This is a genomic window from Arcicella rosea (genome assembly GCF_040543805.1).
Taxonomy (GTDB): Bacteria; Bacteroidota; Bacteroidia; order Cytophagales; family Spirosomataceae; genus Arcicella; species Arcicella rosea.
Map to the genome: position 1 here is coordinate 310167 of NZ_JBEUMS010000005.1, position 22613 is coordinate 332779.

Genomic DNA, 22613 nt, shown 5'->3' on the forward strand with positions numbered 1-22613 from the left:
TTAGACAAAACATGAAAAAAAATATCATATATATATTCTTTGCTACGCTGACTTTGGGTTCGTGTAACGATAGCTTCTTAGAGTTACCTTCTAAAACGCAATTAAGTACTGCTACGTTTTTTAAATCAGAAAATGATTTTAAACAAGGAATTAACGCCGCTTATGCTCCTTTACGGACATTATATAATGGTGCTGGACTAAACGGTTCGGGTGCGTTCTATATGGGAGAAATGCGTTCTGATAATTCTACTTATATGTACAATCCTGGTTTTCGTGCCACCCAAAATCAGGAGGCCATAGCAGATTTCACAAATGATGCAGCTAATACCGTTTCTACGTTACGATATGTGACCGATTATCAAATCATTGCAAGAGCAAATCAGGTTTTAGTACCCATTGATGCCGTTACATTTGCAGAAGACTCAAAGAATAATATCAAAGGACAAGCCTTTTTCCTGCGAGCATTAGCATACTTTGATTTAGTACAATATTTCGGTAAAATACCATTGCACCTGATACCTGTTGTCAATAGAGAAGAGGCTTCTTTGCCTCTTTCAGAAATCGAAGCGATTTATACTCAAATTATTAAGGATGCTACTGAGGCTGGCAGACTTCTTCCAGTCAAGTCAAAGCAAGAAGTAGGTAGAGCAACATCGGGCGCAGCCAAAACACTTTTAGCAAATGTTTATGTAGTACAAAAGAAATGGGCACTGGCTGAAACACTTTTGAAAGAAGTTATCGACTCTGGAGAATACTCGCTATTAGGCGATTATGCCTCAATTTATACCAACGCCAACAAAAACAGTAGGGAATCTGTATTTGAAGTACAGTTTAAAGAAGGTACAGAGGGCTTTGCAAGCACATTTATTTATGAATTTCTGCCAATGCCTATCAGTGCTGCACAAGTATCGTCTATTATGGGTGCTGGCAATCCTCAAGCATTAAATAACCAAGGCTACAATATTCCAACACTCGATTTGATTAATGCTTATGAAGATGGTGATAAAAGAAAAGCCGCTTCAATTGCAAATGTTGAGTTAAATGGAAGATCGTATCCTTATATTAAAAAATACATTCAACCCCACGCTCAATCGGGAATTACTGGTGTAAACTGGCCTGTATATCGTTACGCAGAAATAGTTTTACTCTATGCTGAGGTCTTGAACGAAGCTGGAAAAACGACAGATGCAGCAAAGTTTCTCAATCAAGTGCGCACACGTGCTGGTTTAGCTGATACAAAGGCTGCATCTCAAGTTGATTTAAGAAACGCCATCATAGTAGAAAGAAGAGTTGAATTAGCTTTTGAAAATAAGAGATGGCTTGATTTAGTAAGAACGGGAACGGCTCAATCGGTCATGTCTGCTTATGGAGCAAGAGTAAAATCTAACCCAACAGCATATTACTTCCCTGCTGGAGTAACTCCACCGCCTGCTGCATACCAAACAATTACAACAACCTTTCCTTTACCTGCCAGTGAATCATTGTTAAGTCCTTATTTCTAATTTTTTATGAATAAATCAAATCAAACTTAAAGGTAGATTTTCTACTTTTAAGTTTGATTATACAAGTACAATAAAAAGCCTTAAAATGCTCAAAATGAACAAATTATCAATCGTACTACTAATACTTTTAAATTCAGTCTTTACTTTCGCCCAACAGCCTCCTACTCCGAGTCAAATTTATGCTCGTTTACCCAAGGGGACTGTCATTCATGGTAATATTCCATATAATGGTGATACCCTTAAAAAACACTTATTAGACATTTATTTACCTGCTGATGCAAAAGGTAATACGCCACTCATAGTGTTTATACATGGGGGTGGATGGATAGGAAATGATAAATATGCAGATATGGGCTACATGCCAAATACAATCAACGCAATGCTTGAAAGTGGTTTTGCAATTGCTTCTATCGACTATCGTTTTGCGATGCAAGCTGTTTTCCCAGCTATCTTGCAAGATTGTAATAAAGCAGTATCATTTTTATTTGATAATGCAGACAAGTACAAATTTGATAAAAACAGAATTGCCTTGATGGGTTTTTCAGCAGGTGGACATTTAGCTTCTTTGATGGGTACTTCTCAAAATAATAATGTTAAAAGTTTGTACTTTCCAGACACTTACCGCCCGTTCAAGTACAAAGCTGTTGTTGATTTTTATGGTCCTACCGATTTAGTTTTATTACCCGGTAATGAAGATGCAAAATCGCCAGAAGGTTTATTAATTGGAGCAGCCCCACTATTAAAACCTGATTTAGCAAAGGCGGCAAGTCCCATTACTTACATAGATAAAAATGATCCTCCTTTCATCATATTTCACGGAGAAAAAGATAATATCGTTTCAAATAAGCAATCAAAATTGTTTAGTGCTTGGTTGGATCATTTTGGTGTAAAAAATGAACTAACCATTGTAAAAGATGCACCGCATTTCGGAACAATGTATGACGTTGAGGAAATTAGAACAAAAGTGATTAACTTTTTAAAAGCTGAATTGGAATAAACATCTATTACAATTTAAATCACAAAAATGATGAAAAAAATAAATGTAATTACGCTACTTCTAGTAGTACTAACATCAATTCTTGTAAAGGCTCAGTTTGGACCACCTACAGGAGAGCCAGATGTTATTAACAAACGTTGGCACGCACAATGGATTACTGTGCCAAGTGCAAGTAATGATGGTTATGGGGTGTATATGTTTCGCAAGACCATTGAACTCCCTTCAAAACCTAACAACTTTAAGATTCATGTTTCGGGAGATAATCGTTACAAACTTTATGTAAATGAAAAATTGGTTTCGATGGGGCCCGCTCGTGGAGATATTGCTCACTGGAATTTTGAAACGGTTGATATTGCTTCCTATTTAAAATCAGGAAAAAACATCATAGCAGCACAGGTTTGGAATGAAGGTGAGTTTAAACCCGAAGCTCAAATAACATACCGAACAGGCTTTATTTTACAAGGTGCTACTTCTGCTGAATCTGCCATAAACACTAATAATACTTGGCTGTGTGAAAAAGACAACAGTTTTGCACCACTTCGATTTACAGTTCGTGCTTATTATGTGGCTGGAGCTGGTGAGGTTCGGAACATGGCTTTAAGTCTAAAAGGATGGCAAAGTGAAAATTTTGACGATAAAAATTGGCAAAAAGCTAAACAAATTGGTTCAGGAGTACCGAAAAATGTTTTAGGGGCTTTTGGAACTATGAGTGGTTGGATGCTTGTGTCATCTATCATTCCTCAAATGGAATTGAAAGATGAGCGATTGGCTAAAACGGTAAAAGTAGAAGGAAATATTACGCTACCAGATGGATTTCCTCAAAGGAAAAACGATATAGTTATTCCTGCAAATTCAACATTTAAAGTAATTTTAGACCAAAGTTACCTGACTAATGCTTACCCAAATGTAGAATTTAGTGGTGGAAAAGACGCTTCGATTAGTTTGAATTATGCGGAAACAATGTACACCAAGTATCCTTCAAAAGGCAATAGGAATGAAATCGAAGGGAAACAGTTTTTGGGTCGTAAAGACAGTTTGGTTTCTGATGGAAGCAATAATCAAAAATTTGTAAGCCTTACTTACCGTACTTATCGCTATCTCCAAATAAGTATTACGACGCAAAGTGAACCCCTTACTTTAAATGATATTTACGGTACTTTCACAGGCTATCCGTTTAAAATGAATGCTAATCTCATCACTTCAGATGGCGAAATGAACAAAATTCTTGATATTGGCTGGCGTACAGCACGTCTTTGTGCTTATGAAACCTATATGGATTGCCCTTATTATGAACAACTTCAATACATAGGTGATGGAAGGATTCAAGCAATGGTATCTCTCTATAATAGTGGTGATGATCGTCTGGTAAAAAATGCCATCAACCTAATAGATTTTTCTCGTACACCTGAGGGCGTTACTTTGAGCCGTCATCCTTCTTATACACCGCAATTTATCCCAACGTTTTCGCTTTGGTATATTGGAATGTTACAAGATTATAGTAGATATGCTGCTGATATTGAATTTGTTAAAACAAAATTAGGAGGTGTTCGTCAAATTTTAGAATATTTCAAAAGCTACCAACAAACCGATGGCTCATTAAAAAATACGCCTCAATGGATGTTCACAGACTGGGTTGATAATGCCAAAGAATGGAAAGCTGGAGCTGGACCAATGAGTGTCAATGGAACTTCCGCTGTACTTGATTTTCAATTGCTTTGGGCCTATCAAGTAGCTGCTGATTTAGAAAACAAATTGGGCAACCATGCCTTTGCAAATCAATATCTACAAGCTGTCGAAGTTTTGAAAAAGACTATTCGAACAAAATACTGGGACAAGAACAAGAAATTGTTTGCTGACAGAGAAGAAAAGGATGAATTCTCTCAACATACTAATTCTTTGGCAATTCTAACAGGATTAACCTCTCAAATAGAAGCAACTGAAATTGCGAAACAACTTCTTGAAAACAAATCTTTATCACCTGCTTCTATCTATTTTAAGTATTATTTACACCAAGCCTTAATCAAAGCTGGGCAAGGAAATGACTATTTGAAATGGCTGGATAAATGGCGTGAAAATATTCAGATGGGACTTACTACTTGGGCAGAAACCTCCGATGTAGATAAAACACGTTCCGACTGCCATGCGTGGGGTTCAAGCCCTAATATCGAATTTTACCGAACAATTCTTGGTATAGATAGTGATGGCTTAGCATTTTCAAAAGTAAGAATTGAGCCCCATTTAGGGCGAATAACTGATATAAATGGAAGTATGCCACATCCTAAAGGAAGTATTTCGGTAAGTTATAAATTAGAGAAGGGGAAATGGAAAATTCAGGTTGACTTACCCAAAACTATCTCAGGAACCCTCATTTGGAAAGGAAAAGACATGGCTTTGAAAGAAGGCTCAAACAGTTTTCAATTATAATTTCACTTATTCTATTTTGATGTTATTTCTAAATTTATTGCCGTTGCACTTGAGTCATACCGCAATAAATTTAGAAACAAAAAATTTAAAATTCTTCAAATGAAAAAGATACTCATTTTGCTTTTATGTGTTTTAGCGAGCCTAAATATGGCTTATTCACAAGATATAGTAAAACCATTAGCAAGCCAACAAGATTTATTAAAAAGTAACAATGCTGAATTAGCTCTAAATAAAAAAATAGTTTTTGATTTCTGGCGTGAGGTTTTCGAAGGTGGACATCTTGATTTGACAGATAAATATCTGACAGAATCATACATTCAGCATAACCCCAATGTCTCGTCTGGTAGAAAAGCTTTCGTCGATTTCTTTTCGAAATTTGCTAAACCTCAACCAATTCTTAGTACTATTAAAGCTCCGATTGTTTCTATTACAGCAGATGGGAATATTGTAATACTAAGTTTTGTGAGAGAATTGCCAGAGCCTCCCGATAATTCAAAAAAATATACTACAACATGGTTTGACATGTTTAGAATTGAAAATGGAAAAATAGCCGAACATTGGGATAGTGCCGAAAAAATAAAATTATAAATCAAAATATTATAAAACATGAACAGGAGGCAAGCCATTTCTCAACTTTCTTTAGGATTAGCAGGTACAGTCTTTGCTCAGAATGCTTTTTCTGCACAAAGCCTTTTCAGAAAACCTTCAATAATTGAAGAATTTATTACTACCGAAACATCTTATGGGAAAATTAAAGGTTACAGAGAACAAGGAGTAAATATTTTCAAAGGAATTCCTTACGCTGGTAAAACATCTGGTGAAAGAAGATTCCGACGACCAGCCCCGCTAGAACCTTGGACTGGTGTGCGTGATACAGTTTCACTTGGAGCTCCTGCTATTCAAAATCCAAGAAGAAACGAACCTGAACCGTCAGAAGATTGTCTGTTTTTGAATGTGTGGACACCTGCGAACGATGGGAAAAAACGCCCAGTGATGTTTTATAGTCATGGAGGTGGTTTTGTGATTGGTTCAGGAGGTTCTGCTGGGCAAGATGGAGCTAATTTAGCCCGTCATTTTGATGTTGTTGTGGTACAAACCAACCATCGCTTAGGTTTAATGGGCTTTTTGTATTTGGATGAAATTGGCGGGTCAGACTATGAGGGTTCAGGCAATAATGGAATGTTGGATATTGTTGAAGGCTTGAAATGGGTAAATAAAAATATTGAAAACTTTGGCGGAGACCCAAATAATGTCATGATTTGGGGAGAGTCAGGCGGTGGAGCAAAAACTTCATGTCTATATGCTATGCCATCTGCTGCACCGTATTTCAATAAAGCATCTATTGAAAGTGGACCAGGTGTGCGAATGACTCCAAAAGAAATTGCAGCCGAAACCACTTTGATGCTTCTAAAAGAATTAGGAATTGAGACCAAAGACTGGAAAAAGGTTTTGGATGTGCCTGCCAGCAAATTGCTCGAAATACAAGGAAAACTACCTTTTGTGCCACCATTTGTGGAGAAAAACAAAAGTTTAGGTTTTATGCGTAGAAACTACGGAGGTTTTGGACCAGTGGTTGATGGTAAAGCTTTACCTTATCACCCTTTTGACCCTACTGCACCTCTTGTTTCAAAAGACAAACCCCTTTTGGTTGGTTGGAATGAAGATGAGTGGGCATTTTTTGCATGGGAGAGAAAAGAAACAGATTTTGTAAAATATGATTTTGAGGATTTACACAAAAAATTGGAACCAACGTATGGAAAAAATACACAAAAAATTATTGACACCTATCGTAAGACTCGACCAAATGCTTCAGCAGCAGATATTTATATAGCGATTTCGTCCATTACAATGATGGGACTCGGATCGATAGATATAGCAGAAAAGAAAACTAAACAAGCTGGTGCATCAGTTTATTTATATAATTTTGGCTATAAATCTGAAATAAAAATACCAGGCACTGATTACGAAATGGGGACACCTCATGCTATGGATATTTCATTCAAGTTCTTCAATGAGTCTGCAAGCAAACCGAGCTTCTTTGGTGGTAATAAACCAGAACGTGAAACAGCATCTCACAATTTTGCTGAATTATGGACAAACTTTGCCAAAACAGGAAAGCCTTTTGCAAAAGATACTCCTGAATGGAAAGCCTACAATCTAAAAGAGCGCCCTACCATGCGTATTGATACAAAATTAGAGGTAATTAATGATAGGTTTAAGGAAGAACTGAAAGTTTGGAGAGAAATAGGAAAATTATAATCCAAATACTCTAGTGTGTGTGAAACCTTACATATTATGCTGGTTTATCGTCGCTATTTAGTTTTTTTCTTAACAGGCATCATGGATGAATATTGCAGTATTCCCCCTATCCTACTTAAAAATCTTATCTAAGCATTTTACAACAAAAAATATAATATTTTAATTTTTTATGAGAAAAACTGAAATCTATTAGAACATTTCTCATACTAAACATAAACACAGAGTTCATTTATAAATATACAGAATGTGTCCTTTAATAAAGGTTTTATTATTCGGCATCAAGCCAATCTCTTCTCTTATCACAATTATATTTATCATAAACCAAGTATCCACTCAAACATGGGTTTGAGTGGATACTTGTATTGAGATGTTCCAATAGAAAAACTGTTAAATACAATCGTAGTAGATGTGACTTACTTTTTTCCAGTTGTTATTAAGCAAATTCTATAGAATTCTTTCGGCTGTGTCTACGAGTTTATGCGTCGTATTCTTTTTTAAAACCTTGCTGTTTCAGCTCGTTGTTAAACTTATAAACCTCTCTAAATTACTTTTTCTTTCATGTTGAAAAATTAAGAAATTCAAATATAATAAAAAGACTAAAAGCAAATTAAGGGATCGTCTACGCACAGAAGTCTCCCAGTTATCTTTATTGATTAACCTTTTCGGTTTTAACTACGGGATAAGAATTATTTTTCACACTGTATTTGACTACCTTTCGTTTCCCCCTCTCCTTTCGTTCGCCAAGAAGATGTTTCGTTGGCTACTCCTCCAAATATTCAATGCTCTTTTAATCTGTGGAATATGAGCAAAGCAAACTTGCTAAAAAGCAAGTCCCGACCATGTTCTAAAAGCTGGATTATCAATTTTATTCAACCAAATATTGGGCTCATATTTACCAGCCTTATCAATAAATCGAAAATAGAAAAGTGTATAAAAATCTGAAATACAATAAACAGAGTTAGCCAATTTTAATCCAAACTTAGGAAGCTTAGCAATAAACCCACTTTCTTCTAATTCTTAATCTTATTCAATTATTGCATGAAGTAACTTTCCTAAATACCTGTCATCTATATTCTTTAGTCCAATCAAACGTTTGTTTGACTATACAATTATTGGTAGAAATGAAATCTAGCTAACACATTAACCAAAGTTTTAAGACGTAAAATTAGTATTGATAAAAATGAAAAAGTGTCAGAATACAATCTGGTATTTACGATATCCTGCTTAAAAATAAAGAATAAATTATAACTGATTTCCTGAAATCAAGGAAAGGTTAGCTTGTTGTCGTATAAGATATACGTTATTGAACATAGATTCATTTTCAAAAAATTAGAATAGCTTTCTTATATAAATTCTTCAAATTAGAGATTAATTGTTTTGAAGCATTTCCTTATTATAGCAAGGGTAGTTATGAATCATAATCTCTTTTGGGCTTTAGAAAAAATTATGTGAACTTCTTCGATTAATTAAAAAATAAATTACTTTTGTTTTATACAACAAATCATTCTTTCAATGATATGGCATTAGATATTAGCGATGAAACCCTGTGGAAAAGTTTAAGAGAGGGCAATGAATGGGCTTTTTCAAATTTATTTGAGCGTTATTTTCGTTCAATGGTAAATTATGGTAATTCGTTAATGTCACATTCCGACAAAGTACAAGACTGTGTACAAGATGTTTTTGTAGATTTATGGTTGTATCGACACTCTCTTCAAGATAAAGTAGTAGTAAAAGCATATCTTCTTTCTAGTGTACGTAAACGCATTGCTCGATTACATGAACGAGACCATATATTTCGTCAAACGACTTCAGTAGATGGACTTGATTTTTTAATGGATTTTTCGATTGAAGAAAAACTCATTCTTGATGAAATAACAGCTTCTAAAGTAACATATCTTAATAAACTTATTAATGCTCTTCCTGCTAGGCAAAAAGAAGCATTGTATCTTCGTTATCATCAAGGACTAACGATTGAACAAATTTCAGAAACTTTTGATATTAATTATCAATCTGCTAACAATCTTGTATTCAGGGCATTACAACATCTTAGAGATGCTTGGTCTGGAGATTTAACCCTTGTATTTATACTGCTTTCAAGGTTTTTTTAATTTTTTTCGAAAAAAAATACAAAAAGTGAGTATCCCCAAAAAATGTTGTCCTCTCTAGTTTTGAAACCATTTCCATAGGACAATGCGAAAAACTTATCAATCTATAGATGACTTCCTAAACGACAGCTCTTTTAAAGAGTGGGTACTTGAAGGGAAACATCATCATCAGTGGCATGAGTGGACTCTTTCTAAAGATGAATCCACCGAGCTTATGCAATCTGCTCGCTTATATTTATTGGCAATGAAGGTTGATGAACAAGAAATACAAAAAGCAGATGTTCAAGAGGCTTTAGGATATACTTGGGAGAAAATTAATGAACAAGAACGTATTAATCAAGGAAACTTTTGGTTGCGTTTATTCAAATCATCAACCTTACAAAAGGTTGCGGCTATTTTACTGGTTGGTATCTGTTTGGTTTGGGTGTATCAACAACAAATTACTCCTCAAAAATTGTTAAACTATGAACAATTAATTAGTCAACAAAACGACGGACTGATAGAACAAGCGAATAATACTGATAAACCCCAGTTGATTACACTTTCGGATGGTAGTTCGGTATTATTACAACCGAATAGTAAATTAAGTTATCCAAAACTCTTTGTAGGCAATGAACGAAAAGTATATCTTTTAGGCGAAGCCTTTTTTGAAATCAGTAAAAATCCTGCAAAACCATTCTTTGTATTTGCTAACGAGTTAGTCACTAAAGTACTGGGTACAAGTTTTAGGATAAAAGCCTATAAAAACAATCCTAATGTAGAAGTGGTAGTACGAACAGGTAAGGTCAGTATCAGTTCAAATACTAGTGTACAGGCATCAGATAAACCCATTGTACTTCTTCCTAACCAGTCTATTCGTTTCCAACGCAAAGAGTTGATATTCGACCAGATTATAACTATTAATAATAACAAACCAGATATTACTAATCAGGTTGAAACGATAGAACAAGTAAATTTTGAATTTGCAGATGTGGCAGTGAGCCAGATATTTACAACACTTAAACAAGCATATTTGATAGAAATAGATTACCCACAGGGAAAGTTGAAAGACTGCTATCTTACAACATCCTTGAGCGATCAACCCCTTCCTGAAAAACTTAAGATTATCTGCGAAAGTTTGGGGAATAATACCAGATATGAAATGAATGGAAACCAAATAATTATTTACTCAAATGGCTGCAACTAACTATCTAATCACAAAAACAATATGATAAAAACCAATTAAAAAAGGCGTTAAAAATGCTGCTACATTTTTAACGCCAGTGACTTCCCTTCCCTGTTCGATGTACGCTCCTCTGCTAAGGAGTGTGGGAATTATTTTGCTTATACCAACTCAATCAGTATTAAACAAAAACGAATCAAAAGTATGAAAAAAACTTTTAACTACAAGCGGTTGCTTTACCAAATCGTGAAAATGTCATTTTTACAATCTTTTATAGTACTTGTCTTTTCAAGTGTTACCATGGCGACTAACGTCAATGGTCAAGAAATGTTGGCTAAACATGTGAGTATCAACATGAAAGAAGCTACTTTAGAAAAAGTATTAACAAAACTTGAGAAGTCTGCGAATGTTAAGTTTTCATTTAATTCAAGGATGATAAAACTTGATAAACAAGTAAGTATTACTGCTAATAATGAGCTACTCTCGCAAGTACTTACAAAAGTACTTAAACCCTTAAATATTACCTTTTTAGAAGTAAGTAATAGGATCATACTTCGCAATGTGGAGACTCCCAGAGCCACCAGTGAAAATATGGATGAGGCATCATTCGAAAATATAGAGGGAATCATCGACCAAAATGTTTCTGGTACAATAAAGGATGAAAACGGGAAACCATTAGCAGGAGTAAATATTACTATAAAAGGAACAGTAAAAGGGACGAACTCTGATGAAAATGGGCAATTTAAAATAGATGTTGAAGATGAAAATACAGTTTTAGTATTTAGTTACGTAGGTTATTCAAAACAGGAATTCCTTGTAGGCAAACGCACTTCTTTTACTATTTCAATGGCAATTGACCAAAAGTCTTTAGATGAAGTGGTGGTGGTAGCTTATGGAACACAAAATAAAAAAACTATTTCAGGGGCAATTTCAACCGTGAATGCTGATGAACTTTCGCATAGTAAAACGGCAACTGCGGCCGGAGCCCTTGTCGGCAAGATACCTGGGCTGAATTTCCGTCAGACTACAGGTAGACCTGGTAGTGAACCTTCTATTCAAATAAGAAATATCGGTACACCATTAGTAATTATTGATGGTGCGGTGCGTGATATGAGTAGTTTTTCACAAATGGATTTTAATGATATAGAATCGGTTTCTGTACTGAAAGATGGTAGTGCTGCTATTTATGGGATGCAGGCAGCCAATGGAGCAATTGTAGTAACAACCAAGAAAGGTAAAAGAAACCAAAAGTTAAAAGTTGGTTTACAGAGCTATTTTGGCGTGCAAAAAGCATCTGGGTATAATAAACCAGCTGATGCAGTTACATACCTTAGGGCAATTATTCAAGATGAAACTTTTAACGGAGTATCCGAAAATGCTCGAACTATCAAAAAGGATGAATATGAAAAATGGGTCAATAAGGTAGATGATGATCATACTTCTTTTGATTGGTATAACTATATCTGGCAAACGGCACCACAATTTTACAATAGTATAAATCTTTCTGGAGGGTCTGAAAATGTAGATTATTATGTAAGCGTTGGAAATCTACAACAACAAGGGCTTTTGAGAAACTTTGTAGGCTTTTCCAGAACCAATTTTCAGTCTAATATAAATGCTAATATCTCAAAGCGATTCAAAATTGGGTTTGGTATGCAGGGTCGTTTAGAACACAATGAACAGCCAGGCCTGCCCGGTGATGACTATTCGTTTGCTGAACAAACAGCATTTCGTAACCTTCCTACAAAGAAGCCATTTTACAACGGTAATGAAGATTATCCACTTATAACAACGATAGATCCTCAATACAGTTATGGATGGGTTGGATACAAAACATCTGGTAAATATCAAGCAGAGTCCAGAGTTATACTGATTAATGGATCGGCAGAACTAGAGATTGCAAAAGGGTTTAAAGCAAGAGGTTTATTTACTTATTGGTATAAGAATTATAAAACCGATTTGCTGGAGCTTTCTCCAATTCTTTACTCTTATGACAAGACAGCATCTCAATATAACGTCGCCTATTCTGGAAACGGTCGCTATGTTGAAAGGTTTATGCAAAACAATGAGGAAGTTACTACCAACTTGCAATTAGAATATAAAAATTCATTCGGTAAACATAATCTTTTTTTGTTTACTGGTATGGAAGGCAAAAGAGGGACCTATCCTAGCGTATATCTTTGGGGCTCTCCTGTAGCAAATGGGATTCAATATTTAACAAATGCAACGCCAGGTATTACTGTAACCGATAATATAAGTTATGTTCAGAAAAGGCTAGGGTTTATAGGGCGACTAAATTATGATTTTGAAGGTAAATACATTGCAGAATTTTCTACACGATATGATGGAAGTTACTTTTATCAACCAGGTAGTCGGTTTGGTATCTTTCCATATGGATCAGTAGCCTATCGTGTATCTCAAGAAAATTTCTGGAAAAATAATAGTTTCTTGAGTAATACTTTTAATGATGTAAAGTTGAGAGCTTCCTATGGTATAGCGGGAAAAGAACTAGGGTCTGCCTTGTCTTTTATTACAGGATATAACTATAATACAGGTAATGCAATATTAAATGGAGCCAATGTAACTACAACTACCGTATCTGGTTTGCCTACTATATATACTTGGGGGCGGGTTAAAACATTAAACCTTGCTTTAGATGTAGTATTATTAGACAACCGTTTAAAAGGTGGTTTTGATTGGTTCAGCCGTCACCAAACAGGAGAACTAGGTAGTCGTTATGATGTTCTTTTACCTAATGAAGTCGGCTTCGGTCTTCCATCTGAAAATTTAAATGGCGATTATACGAAAGGTATTGAGCTTTCTTTGGATTGGAAAGATAAGATTAAAGGTATTAATTACTGGGTGGGTGGAAATTTTAGTTTTTCAAGATGGATAACAGGCGAAAGATACAAACCTCACTGGTCATCTGCATACAATCAGTATCGTGATCTTGGTAGTACTGAAGGTCGCTACAGAGATGGGTCATTTCAATTAATTGCCATTGGACAGTTTAAAACTTGGGAAGAAATTGCTAAGTATCCTATCGACCAAGACCATGCAGGAAATACAACAATTAGACCTGGTGACTATATATATCAAGATACCAATGGAGATGGGTATATTACTGAGCTTGACATGAAGAATGTAACTTATAGAACCAACTCTGGAACACCATGGATAAATTTCGCTTTCAACTTTGGAGCAAATTGGAAAGGAATAGATGTGCGTGCAGATTTTGTAGGAGCTTCTGCGTACACTTATGAGCAACAAGGCTATATGCGTTATTTTGACCCTAGTGGGAACGTATCACAATACCTAGCTGATAATTCAACTTGGTACAAAGATATTTGGAATAAGAACAGTGGTTTTAACATTGGGAAATATCCACTTTTAACAAAAGGGGTAAATAACTGGATGAATACTCATTGGCCAAACAATTATTGGCAAACCAATATTACTTATGTCAAACTTCGTAACCTAGAAGTTGGCTATACCTTACCTGTTGTAGTAACTAAACAAATAGGGATATCAAATCTTAGATTTTATTTTGCTGGCTATAATATGTTCACTATTTCTAACATGCCAGCTGGGTTGGATCCTGAAATTACTTCAAGTTCTGGTAACTCTTATCCAAACCCTAAAGTGTATAATTTTGGTTTCCAAGCATCTTTCTAATGACCTTCAAAATCTCAATTAAATGAAAAATAGAATAATAACAATATTTAGCATATTAGCCTTACTTTCAACAGCTTTATGCAGTTGTGTAAAAGAACTTGATGGAGAAGTGGTTAATAATTTACCTGAAAGTGTAGTATATAATGATAAAACTTTGATTCAATCAACCCTTGCGGCCTTTTATACTTCTGTTAATTATGGACAACAGAATGGAGACTATGGATCTTACCATATACTCGACGAGGCCAATGTGCAATATGGTGCAGCCACTACCACAGATGATGAAAAACAAATACCTCGTAATTTTTATAGAGTGTACGACTATGGATTAGTAAGAAGAATTAATCAGTTTTTGAAAGGGATAAACTCTTCGACAGCAAAGTCTTTACCCTCTTTGCCAGAACCTGAACGTTTAAATATGGAAGCTCAGGCTAAATTTTTGCGTGCATGGTATTATTTTAGTATGGCTCGGTCAATTGGCGGCATGCCAATAATAGGCGATACAGTTTATACATATCAGGCAGGGGTAGATGTCACTGGGTGGAGAGTTCCTCGTTCTTCAGAAGCACAAATATACCGATATATCATTGACCAATGCGACCAAATAATACCACGGCTCACCACTTCAAAAACAACCAACTCGGCTGTAGTTAATAAATGGGCTGCATTAATGTTGAAATCCAGAGCGGCTATATATGCGGCTTCCATAGCGAAATATGGTAATCTAAAAACGCCGACTGTCCGTACAACTGGTTGGGAAGCTGGTATTCCAGCAGACAGTGCAACAGCATTCTATACATTGGCACTGGCTACTGCACAGAAGGTAATTGCGGAAAGCCCGTATGTAATACAGAAAGATGCGGCTAATCCGGGATTGGCGTTTTACAAAGCTACAAGCGTTAAGGCTGGTAATACGGAAGTTATCTGGGCATTGGATAGACTTGCTCCAAATGTGGTAACAACTTTTACTAATTATGCAATGCCTTATTCGTTGCGTGACTATACTGAAGGAAATGCGTTAGGAGCACTCCTTAACTTAGTAGAGGCTTTTGAAAACAAGGATGGAAGCAATTCAGCTATTAAAACAAATAACACAGATGGTAGCTATGTCTTTTACAATAGCGTAGAAGATCCATTTACAGCGAAAGATGCTAGGCTTTGGGGTACAGTTATTTGGCCTAACGCAACTTACCGAAATCTGGCAGTAAGTTTACAGGCTGGACAAATTAACAAAAATACCTCAGGTAATTATGTGATAAATGCTGGGGCAACAGGAAGTATGAACGCTGGAGATGTTTTGACATCTATCAATGGCCCCATTGCAAACTCTAATAACTATGTGAACAAAACAGGGTTTCTAGTTCGCAAATTTCTTGATGAAACTGTTGGAGCAGGTTTAAATCCTACTTTTAGTGCGATGTGGATGCCTCGTTTCAGAATTGCTGAAGCATATCTTATAGCGGCTGAAGCGGCATTTGAATTAGGACAAACAGCTTTGGCTGTTCAATATATCAATATAGTTAGAGACAGAGGGGGTATTCAACCTTTAACTACTTCAACAATTACATTTGATAAAATTGTAAATGAATACCGTGTTGAGTTCGCATTTGAAGATCATCGTTTTTGGGATCTTAAAAGATGGAGACTAGCACATACACTTTGGAATGGTGTTCCTGGCGATGCTACGGCACAAATGTTTTCATTATTTCCATATAAGGTAGTTAGTCAAGGAGACCCTAACAATGGCAAATGGGTTTTTACAAAACAAGTATCGTATAAAAGAGCAACCACTCCTTTATATTTCCCTATCACAAATTATTATGGAACTATCGAGAGCTCTTGGATTACCAATAATCCAAGGCTTGTAATCAATCCTAATCAATAACTATTTTAATACGACAATATGAAAAAAAATATATATAGTATTTCAGCATTGATGTTAGTTGTGCTGATTTGCATTACGGCATGTAGCAAAGAAATTGATAACTGGAGCTATCCCACTTCGGTTATATCAGGTCAATTCCTTTATAAGGGGCAACCTCTGCAACTAATGGGAACTGCCTCGGATGTTACGGGTACAAATATGCTTCAACTCAATCAGGTTGGACCAGAAAAGTGGGATGTAGGATATATCAAAATGTTTGGTAGAGAAGATGGCACATACACTATAAATACATTTGATGGGGATTATTATCTAGTAATTACACCTGGTAAAGGTCCTTGGGTTACCAATAAAGATACATTACGTTTTTCATTACAAGGAACTAAAACTAATGTCAACTTTGAAGTTACACCTTACTTTTGGTTATCTAATTATGCCAATGAGGTCAGTGATTCTACTTATAAAGCAACATTTAATTTAGAAAAAAATGTTTCAACAGCTGTATTGGAAAAAGTAGTAATATATTTAGGCGTTACGTCAATTGTTGATAATACTTCCAAAGTATATGAAAAGGCATTTACTAATTTATCAGTTGGTAATAATAGTATTTTCCTTGATTTAAAAACACTATCAGCATCTCAAAAGGCTACTTTATCCAAAACAGGATTTATATATGCACGTATAGGGGTTAAGACGGTCGGAATAGCTGACCTTCTTTATTCAAAGACGCTAAAGCTACAGCTTTGATAATAATGATTAATATATTAATTCTGAATAAAGAGGCTGTCCGAAAAGGTCAGTCTCTTTTGTTTATTGAATTTTATATAATTATCGTTTAAGATACGGTTTACAAAAAATACAACTCCTTTAACTGGATTTTCGGTTTTACCAATTTCTGCTACAATTGCTTTAGGTGGGACACAAGCACTTAGAACTACCTTTAGCTTTAGCTACCAATCTGAACATTACGTGGACTTCAAACAACAATGCTGTTGCGACAGTGAATAGCTAGGGTATTATTACAGCGGTTAGCATAGTACAAACATGCTCAAGCAAAACAAAATCGAGTATAGCATTGCTATTTTAAAAAGCATCCTAAGACTGAAGATGAAATTGAAAGAGCTATAAATGCCATTGTAGTTTCTTGCATTTCAGGGTTAAGATATGGTGGGATAGATGAAAAAATATTGAAACGGCTGTATGAAATTGGCGAAGGTGGACAATGCGATTACAAACCAAATCAATAAATTAAAGTGGTTGCTAGAAGGTTGTTTCCTACGACCCAAAATACTTATTACCCCTTTGGTTGATAACTATATTTTAAATCGCTATTAGGCTTAAATACCATTAATTTTTTTGATACAACCTTATACTCTACCACCACCATTTACAATTATTTGCTGACCATTTACCCAAGCTCCCTCTGGACTAGCAAGAAATGCCACTACACCTGCGATGTCCTCTGGTTCGCCCATTCTTCCTAAGTTCATAGCTTGACCAATCCTTTCCAGTTCTTCTTTTGAAACCTCTTTTTCCATTAAAGGAGTCTTTGTTGGGCCAGGGAAAACACTATTCACTGAAATTTGACGATGACCAAGTTCCTGTGCCAATATTTCAGTAATTACTTTGCCAGCGGCTTTACTAGGAGCATAAATACCAAGACCCGCTGCTGGATAAAGTGAACTTGTGGAAGAAATCTGAATAATCCGTCCACCATTCCTAACGTGTTTGGCTGCCTGTTGCAACACAAAGAAAGTTCCTTTATAATTTACTGCATTGATACGATCGAAGTCAGCTTCGGTAACATCAGCAATAGGAATACCCATAACCGCAATACCAGCATTGGCTACAACAATATCAATACCGCCAAATGCTGTAGTGACATCATTATAAAGCTTAGTGATTTCGGCTACCGAACTAACATCTGCTTGAAATCTTATTGCCGTTCCGCCTGCTTCTTTGATTTTATCCACTACTTCATCAGCTTGATTGGGGTTTCCCATGTAATTAACGGCTATTGCGATGCCATCTTGCGCTAAACGGATGGCAATAGCACGACCGATGCCTGTTGCTGCTCCTGTTACTAGTGCTACTCTTTTTCTTGAGGCTGTCATGATTAACTAAACGTTGTGAGATTATTTGTTGTTTATTTAATTTTCCCGTATTTTCCAGCATAAAAATCCCGATAGGCATCTGCTATTTCGCCTTGGGTGTTCATCACAAAAGGACCTTCGGCTACTACAGGCTCTGTATATTCTTCACCTCCAAAAATTAATATATCAATGGCTATGTCGGATGCGTTTTTTAGCTCAATTTCACCTGCTTCTCTATCAAATTCTACAAACTCTCCTTTTTGAAATTCGGTATCATTTAATACTACATTTTGCGTTGGTAAAAAAGCAGCAACTTCAATTTTATCTTCCATTTTCAATGAAAATTGTTTCCCAGCCTCCAGATGAATATGATATAAAAACTGCTCTGAATAAGTTGGAATGATAAAGATTAATCCTTGATAATTTCCTACGATTACTTTTATCCATCCATCTTCATTAGACAATACTTTTTCAGGTACTTCATTAGCTTGAATCGCTATGTGCGCAGGTTTCTCAGCTTTGTTTTTTGCAGGTAGATTAATCCAAAACTGAAAGCCTTGAATATACTTACTGTGCGTTTGGCTATCATAATTAAAATTTTCATCATGGATTATTCCATTGCCTGCTTTCATCCATTGCACCCCGCCAGAGTGTATTTCGCCAGTATTTCCTGCACTGTCAAAATGTTCCACTTCTCCTTGAAGAATGTAAGTCAATGTAGCAATGCCCCGATGCGGATGCGCCCCCATGCCATTTTTAGTGATGGTTTCTTTAATGGCAGGCGCTACATAATCGAGAAATACAAAAGGCCCAACTTTGTCGGCATAGCGATTGGGCAACATTCTACTGATACTTAAAGGACCTAAATCAGCACTACTTCCCTTTGTTGAAAAACTTGTTTTCTTTTTCATATTTATATGTTTTGATAATGTAAAATTGCACTAGAATGAAGCCCTAAAACGATGAGATTTGGTAAAAAAAAGCGTTGATAAAAGTCAACGCTTTTTTGAAATTTGATTGAAAACGATACCGTTTCAACTTGGTATTGCTATTATTCAGCAAAACTTCCACCACTCATTGCTTTCATAAAAGCTTGTGGATTCCAGTATTCACGGTAGTTTACAATAAGCCCATCACGGAAAGTTACAAAAGTGGCATAGCTCATTTCGTAAGGATTTCCATTGCTAATTACTACACCAGAAGCACTCCATTCTGCAATGGCAACGTTAGCATCATCAGTAGCATAGATTTTTAAGGTAGGAATAGATTTTACATCTATAAAACTTGGGTAGTTGCGTAAGTATTCATAAAGTGCTTCACGACCTTCAAACCTTGCAGGTGTACCTTCTGGGGCAAAAGGAAATTCGGCAACTACATCCTCAGCACAAAGCTCTGACCAACCTTTCATATCCTTGGCAAGAAATGTATCTAAACTATTACGAAGAAGTTGAGTTGCTGCTGTGTTTGTTGTATTTTCCATTTTCTTAATTTTTATTGTTGTTCTTAATTGATTTAACGATACAAAATTGCATCAAGAACAAGCCCTCAAACGATGAGAAATGATAAAAAAAACCGTTGACAAATGTCAACGGTTCTGTAAAACCAAGATTTAAAATGGAAGGCTACTTCATCGCTTGTTTTCTGATTCTGCTTAAAGTTTCTTTGGTAATACCTAAAAAAGAAGCTATGATATGTTGCGGAAATCGTTGAATAAATTGTGGGTGATTATCTGCAAATTCTTCATAGCGTTTTTCGGCCGTGTTACTGATGGTAGAGCTTAATCTTCGTTGGTTAGCTATCGCATTCCTTTCGTCCATTAGTCGTATCATTTTTACCAATGCAGGTATTTTTTCCATCAAATCCATCATTTCAGCTCTTGTAATAATAAGCATTTCGGTATCTTCCCAAGCATCAATATTATAGTTGGATGGCGTAAGCATAATAGAGCTTTCACGGTCGCCTGCCCAATAGTTTTCAATGTATAAATGAACAATATGCTCTACGCCTTTTTCGTCAACACTGTACTGTCGCATAGCCCCTTTTACAATAAATCCAACATACTTACAGACATCACCTTCTTGCAAAAAATATTGTTTTTTTCTGAGTTTTTTGGGTTGAAAAGTAGCTTCAATTAAGGCTTCCTCTTCGCTTGTAAGGGGTAAATTACTATATTGATTAATGTATGTCAAAAGGTTTTTGTGCATTGATTTTGATGATTAAATAAAGCAGATACAAAGGTATAAAGAATGTTTCGTAATGTTAGTTTACTTGACTGTCCACCATTTTGCTATCTACATGCTATTCAACGCTGGTATTTCTCCGTTTTTCTATTTTCAAAGGTAATCAACAATTATTTTGGCTCTGAACTTCGCTTAAAAAATATAGTATCTTTACAGAAGTTAAAACCATCATTGGTGAATTAATACAACCTACAACATGAAAACCCTTCTCAAACAAAATATATCCAAACATATCTCTCTTTCAAAGAATGAAATAGAAGAGTTCTGTAATTTATTTCAACTCAAAAGTATTAAGAAAAAGAGTTTTTTATTAAGAAAAGACGAAGTTTGCAAGTTTGAAGGTTTCGTTGTCAAAGGGCTATTTCGGGTGTATCATATTGACCAAGACGGTGTTGAACAAATACTCTATTTTGCCTTTGAAAATTGGTGGATTACCGACATTGATAGTTTTACGAATGATAAACCTTCGCAACTTTTTATAGAAGCCATCGAAGATAGTGAGGTACTGCTAATATCAAAAAAGGATAAAGAATTTGCCTATATGAATTTGCCAAAAATAGAAAAACTATTTAGGGTAATGACTCAAAAAACTCATGTTGCTCTTCAAAGAAGGATGATAGATAATCTAAGCAAAACTGCTGAAATACGTTATCTGGAATTTTCTGAAAAATACCCACAACTTATCCAACGCCTTTCAAACCTACAAATTGCTGCCTATTTGGGCATTACCAATGTTTTTTTGAGCAATATTCGAAAGAAGATTTCTTTAAAAAAATAGCCCCTCTCCTACTTTTATTAAACTACTTTAAAGTTTTTGTGCCTTACTTGAGACCATCTTTGCATCACTAATTTAAAACAAAAGCAAAGATGAAAAACCTTATTTCAACAATATTATTAACAATCTTAATTTTATTCAAAATGGACGCTCAAGCACAAAGTTTCAAAACGATTGAAACAAGTAATTTAAAAATTGAAGTATATAATGCTTCTGAAAACAGTTTTGGAGTAGCATCAGTAATTGTATCAGGAAAAACCGATGCAGTACTAATTGATGCTCAATTTACTTTAGCTGATGCTGAAAAAGTAGCACAGGAAATCAAAAATTCAGGTAAAAAACTGACGACTATTTATGTTTCTCACACAGACCCAGATTTTTACTTTGGCTTAGAAGTATTCAAAAAGTATTTTCCTGAAGTTACTGCTTATGCTTCGCCAGCAACGGTTGAATCTATCAAGGCTACAGCACAGAAAAAATTAGACATTTGGGGAGGAAGATTAGGTAAAGCCATCACCTCAAATGTTGTTTTACCACAAGTTTTAAAAGGAAACAGCATTGAATTGGAAGGTCAGCAATTAGAAATTGTAGGTTTAGAAGAATTTCCTTCAAAAACTTTTGTTTGGATTCCTTCAATTAAAGCAGTAATTGGCGGTATCAATGTCTTTGGAACGACTTTTAATCTTTGGATGGCGGATGCACAAACTGCAGAAGCTCGCAAAAACTGGATAAATGTTTTAGATAAAATTGAAGCATTACATCCAACAATTGTGATTCCAGCACACGCAAATTCAAATTCTCCATTCGATATTTCAGCAGTAAAACACACCAAAAGTTATATCCAATTTTATGAAGAGGCATTGAAAACTAATAAAACTTCAGAAGATTTAATTAAAGCCATCAAAGCAAAATACCCAACACTTACTTTTGATACTGCTTTGCAAATTGGTGCAAAAGTGAACACTGGAGAAATGAAATGGTAAAATCAATCATCTTCAACTTGGCAATGTTCTTTACATTGTCAAGTTGTTCTTCTAACAAAAAAGCAATGACAAATCTCGAAATTATAAAAAGTACTTACGAGGGTAAAACGTCGGAAGAAAACGGTAGAAATTTAGCTAAATATGTAGCTGAAGACATTACTTGGACAGAAGCTAAAGGCTTCCCCTATGCTGGTACTTATGTTGGTTTAGAAAATGTTACCCAAAATGTTTTTAGTAGATTAGGAAGCGAATGGATAGATTATAAATTTACTCCTGAAGACTATATTGCCAGCGATGATAAAGTAGTAGCCTACGGCACATACACAGGAACATACAAGCTTACAGGAAAACCTTTTGAAGCCAGAGTAGCACATATTTGGAAATTGAAAGATGGGAAAATCATCAACTTTGAACAGTTTGTAGATAGTCTGCCTGTCAATAATGCAATGAAATAAAGTATTAACTGTAAATCTGATTCAGGATTCTATGGGATTATTTTGGGTGCAGTACCTTCAC

At 35.5% G+C, this 22613-nt stretch carries 17 protein-coding genes; 13 read left to right on the forward strand and 4 right to left on the reverse strand.

Annotated elements, in window-relative coordinates; all coding sequences use genetic code 11:
- Positions 1-11 precede the first annotated feature (11 nt).
- From ABID42_RS08790 to ABID42_RS08835, 10 genes are all read left to right on the forward strand, one after another.
- Positions 12-1502, forward strand: coding sequence for a RagB/SusD family nutrient uptake outer membrane protein (locus tag ABID42_RS08790; RefSeq protein ID WP_367283336.1), 1491 nt, complete (start codon positions 12-14; stop codon positions 1500-1502).
- A 94-nt stretch (positions 1503-1596) separates the two neighbouring features.
- On the forward strand, positions 1597-2499 hold the full coding sequence (locus ABID42_RS08795) for an alpha/beta hydrolase fold domain-containing protein (RefSeq protein WP_367283337.1): 903 nt from the start codon (positions 1597-1599) through the stop codon (positions 2497-2499).
- A 30-nt stretch (positions 2500-2529) separates the two neighbouring features.
- Positions 2530-4923: an alpha-L-rhamnosidase-related protein gene (locus ABID42_RS08800; RefSeq protein ID WP_367283338.1), complete on the forward strand. Its 2394-nt coding sequence runs from the start codon at positions 2530-2532 to the stop codon at positions 4921-4923.
- Between the two features lie 99 nt (positions 4924-5022).
- Positions 5023-5511: a nuclear transport factor 2 family protein gene (locus ABID42_RS08805; protein WP_367283339.1), complete on the forward strand. Its 489-nt coding sequence runs from the start codon at positions 5023-5025 to the stop codon at positions 5509-5511.
- Positions 5512-5529: 18 nt separating this feature from the next.
- Positions 5530-7182, forward strand: coding sequence for a carboxylesterase/lipase family protein (locus ABID42_RS08810; RefSeq protein WP_367283340.1), 1653 nt, complete (start codon positions 5530-5532; stop codon positions 7180-7182).
- Positions 7183-8666: 1484 nt separating this feature from the next.
- Complete coding sequence (locus tag ABID42_RS08815) at positions 8667-9290, forward strand: RNA polymerase sigma factor (RefSeq protein WP_367283341.1); 624 nt, start codon at positions 8667-8669, stop codon at positions 9288-9290.
- Positions 9291-9372: 82 nt separating this feature from the next.
- A complete protein-coding gene (locus ABID42_RS08820; protein ID WP_367283342.1) occupies positions 9373-10473 on the forward strand; it encodes a FecR family protein in 1101 nt (366 codons plus the stop codon).
- Between the two features lie 180 nt (positions 10474-10653).
- Complete coding sequence (locus tag ABID42_RS08825; protein WP_367283343.1) at positions 10654-14124, forward strand: SusC/RagA family TonB-linked outer membrane protein; 3471 nt, start codon at positions 10654-10656, stop codon at positions 14122-14124.
- A 22-nt stretch (positions 14125-14146) separates the two neighbouring features.
- Positions 14147-16009 carry a RagB/SusD family nutrient uptake outer membrane protein gene (locus ABID42_RS08830; RefSeq protein ID WP_367283344.1) on the forward strand — a complete coding sequence of 621 codons (1863 nt, stop codon included), beginning with the start codon at positions 14147-14149 and terminating at the stop codon, positions 16007-16009.
- A gap of 18 nt (positions 16010-16027) precedes the next feature.
- Positions 16028-16753, forward strand: a complete 726-nt coding sequence (locus ABID42_RS08835; protein ID WP_323259344.1) for a DUF3823 domain-containing protein — start codon at positions 16028-16030, stop codon at positions 16751-16753.
- Between the two features lie 620 nt (positions 16754-17373).
- Here the strand turns inward: ABID42_RS08835 and ABID42_RS08840 are convergent.
- The 4 genes from ABID42_RS08840 to ABID42_RS08855 form a co-directional block, all read right to left on the reverse strand.
- On the reverse strand, positions 17374-18120 hold the full coding sequence (locus ABID42_RS08840; RefSeq protein ID WP_367283345.1) for a glucose 1-dehydrogenase: 747 nt from the start codon (positions 18118-18120) through the stop codon (positions 17374-17376).
- 32 nt (positions 18121-18152) lie between these two features.
- Complete coding sequence (locus tag ABID42_RS08845; protein ID WP_367283346.1) at positions 18153-19010, reverse strand: pirin family protein; 858 nt, start codon at positions 19008-19010, stop codon at positions 18153-18155.
- Between the two features lie 140 nt (positions 19011-19150).
- Positions 19151-19579, reverse strand: coding sequence for a nuclear transport factor 2 family protein (locus tag ABID42_RS08850; RefSeq protein WP_367283347.1), 429 nt, complete (start codon positions 19577-19579; stop codon positions 19151-19153).
- Between the two features lie 142 nt (positions 19580-19721).
- On the reverse strand, positions 19722-20303 hold the full coding sequence (locus tag ABID42_RS08855) for a Crp/Fnr family transcriptional regulator (RefSeq protein ID WP_367283348.1): 582 nt from the start codon (positions 20301-20303) through the stop codon (positions 19722-19724).
- A 232-nt stretch (positions 20304-20535) separates the two neighbouring features.
- Here ABID42_RS08855 and ABID42_RS08860 point away from each other — a divergent pair, with 232 nt between their 5' ends.
- From ABID42_RS08860 to ABID42_RS08870, 3 genes are all read left to right on the forward strand, one after another.
- The gene (locus ABID42_RS08860; protein ID WP_367283349.1) at positions 20536-21117 is read left to right on the forward strand and encodes a Crp/Fnr family transcriptional regulator; all 582 of its coding nucleotides are present in this window, start codon (positions 20536-20538) and stop codon (positions 21115-21117) included.
- Positions 21118-21206: 89 nt separating this feature from the next.
- On the forward strand, positions 21207-22097 hold the full coding sequence (locus tag ABID42_RS08865) for an MBL fold metallo-hydrolase (protein WP_367283350.1): 891 nt from the start codon (positions 21207-21209) through the stop codon (positions 22095-22097).
- A gap of 65 nt (positions 22098-22162) precedes the next feature.
- A complete protein-coding gene (locus ABID42_RS08870; RefSeq protein WP_367283351.1) occupies positions 22163-22552 on the forward strand; it encodes a nuclear transport factor 2 family protein in 390 nt (129 codons plus the stop codon).
- Positions 22553-22613: the final 61 nt, after the last annotated feature.

What these genes read in the sequence shown, in the direction of transcription:
- ABID42_RS08835 (WP_323259344.1), top strand. Translation starts at nt 16,028, where the DNA reads ATGAAAAAAAATATATATAGTATTTCAGCATTGATGTTAGTTGTGCTG.
- ABID42_RS08855 (WP_367283348.1), bottom strand. Translation starts at nt 20,303, where the DNA reads ATGCACAAAAACCTTTTGACATACATTAATCAATATAGTAATTTACCC.
- ABID42_RS08825 (WP_367283343.1), top strand. Translation starts at nt 10,654, where the DNA reads ATGAAAAAAACTTTTAACTACAAGCGGTTGCTTTACCAAATCGTGAAA.
- ABID42_RS08845 (WP_367283346.1), bottom strand. Translation starts at nt 19,010, where the DNA reads ATGAAAAAGAAAACAAGTTTTTCAACAAAGGGAAGTAGTGCTGATTTA.
- ABID42_RS08850 (WP_367283347.1), bottom strand. Translation starts at nt 19,579, where the DNA reads ATGGAAAATACAACAAACACAGCAGCAACTCAACTTCTTCGTAATAGT.
- ABID42_RS08805 (WP_367283339.1), top strand. Translation starts at nt 5,023, where the DNA reads ATGAAAAAGATACTCATTTTGCTTTTATGTGTTTTAGCGAGCCTAAAT.
- ABID42_RS08790 (WP_367283336.1), top strand. Translation starts at nt 12, where the DNA reads ATGAAAAAAAATATCATATATATATTCTTTGCTACGCTGACTTTGGGT.
- ABID42_RS08830 (WP_367283344.1), top strand. Translation starts at nt 14,147, where the DNA reads ATGAAAAATAGAATAATAACAATATTTAGCATATTAGCCTTACTTTCA.
- ABID42_RS08810 (WP_367283340.1), top strand. Translation starts at nt 5,530, where the DNA reads ATGAACAGGAGGCAAGCCATTTCTCAACTTTCTTTAGGATTAGCAGGT.
- ABID42_RS08795 (WP_367283337.1), top strand. Translation starts at nt 1,597, where the DNA reads ATGAACAAATTATCAATCGTACTACTAATACTTTTAAATTCAGTCTTT.
- ABID42_RS08870 (WP_367283351.1), top strand. Translation starts at nt 22,163, where the DNA reads ATGACAAATCTCGAAATTATAAAAAGTACTTACGAGGGTAAAACGTCG.
- ABID42_RS08860 (WP_367283349.1), top strand. Translation starts at nt 20,536, where the DNA reads ATGAAAACCCTTCTCAAACAAAATATATCCAAACATATCTCTCTTTCA.
- ABID42_RS08865 (WP_367283350.1), top strand. Translation starts at nt 21,207, where the DNA reads ATGAAAAACCTTATTTCAACAATATTATTAACAATCTTAATTTTATTC.
- ABID42_RS08840 (WP_367283345.1), bottom strand. Translation starts at nt 18,120, where the DNA reads ATGACAGCCTCAAGAAAAAGAGTAGCACTAGTAACAGGAGCAGCAACA.
- ABID42_RS08820 (WP_367283342.1), top strand. Translation starts at nt 9,373, where the DNA reads ATGCGAAAAACTTATCAATCTATAGATGACTTCCTAAACGACAGCTCT.
- ABID42_RS08800 (WP_367283338.1), top strand. Translation starts at nt 2,530, where the DNA reads ATGAAAAAAATAAATGTAATTACGCTACTTCTAGTAGTACTAACATCA.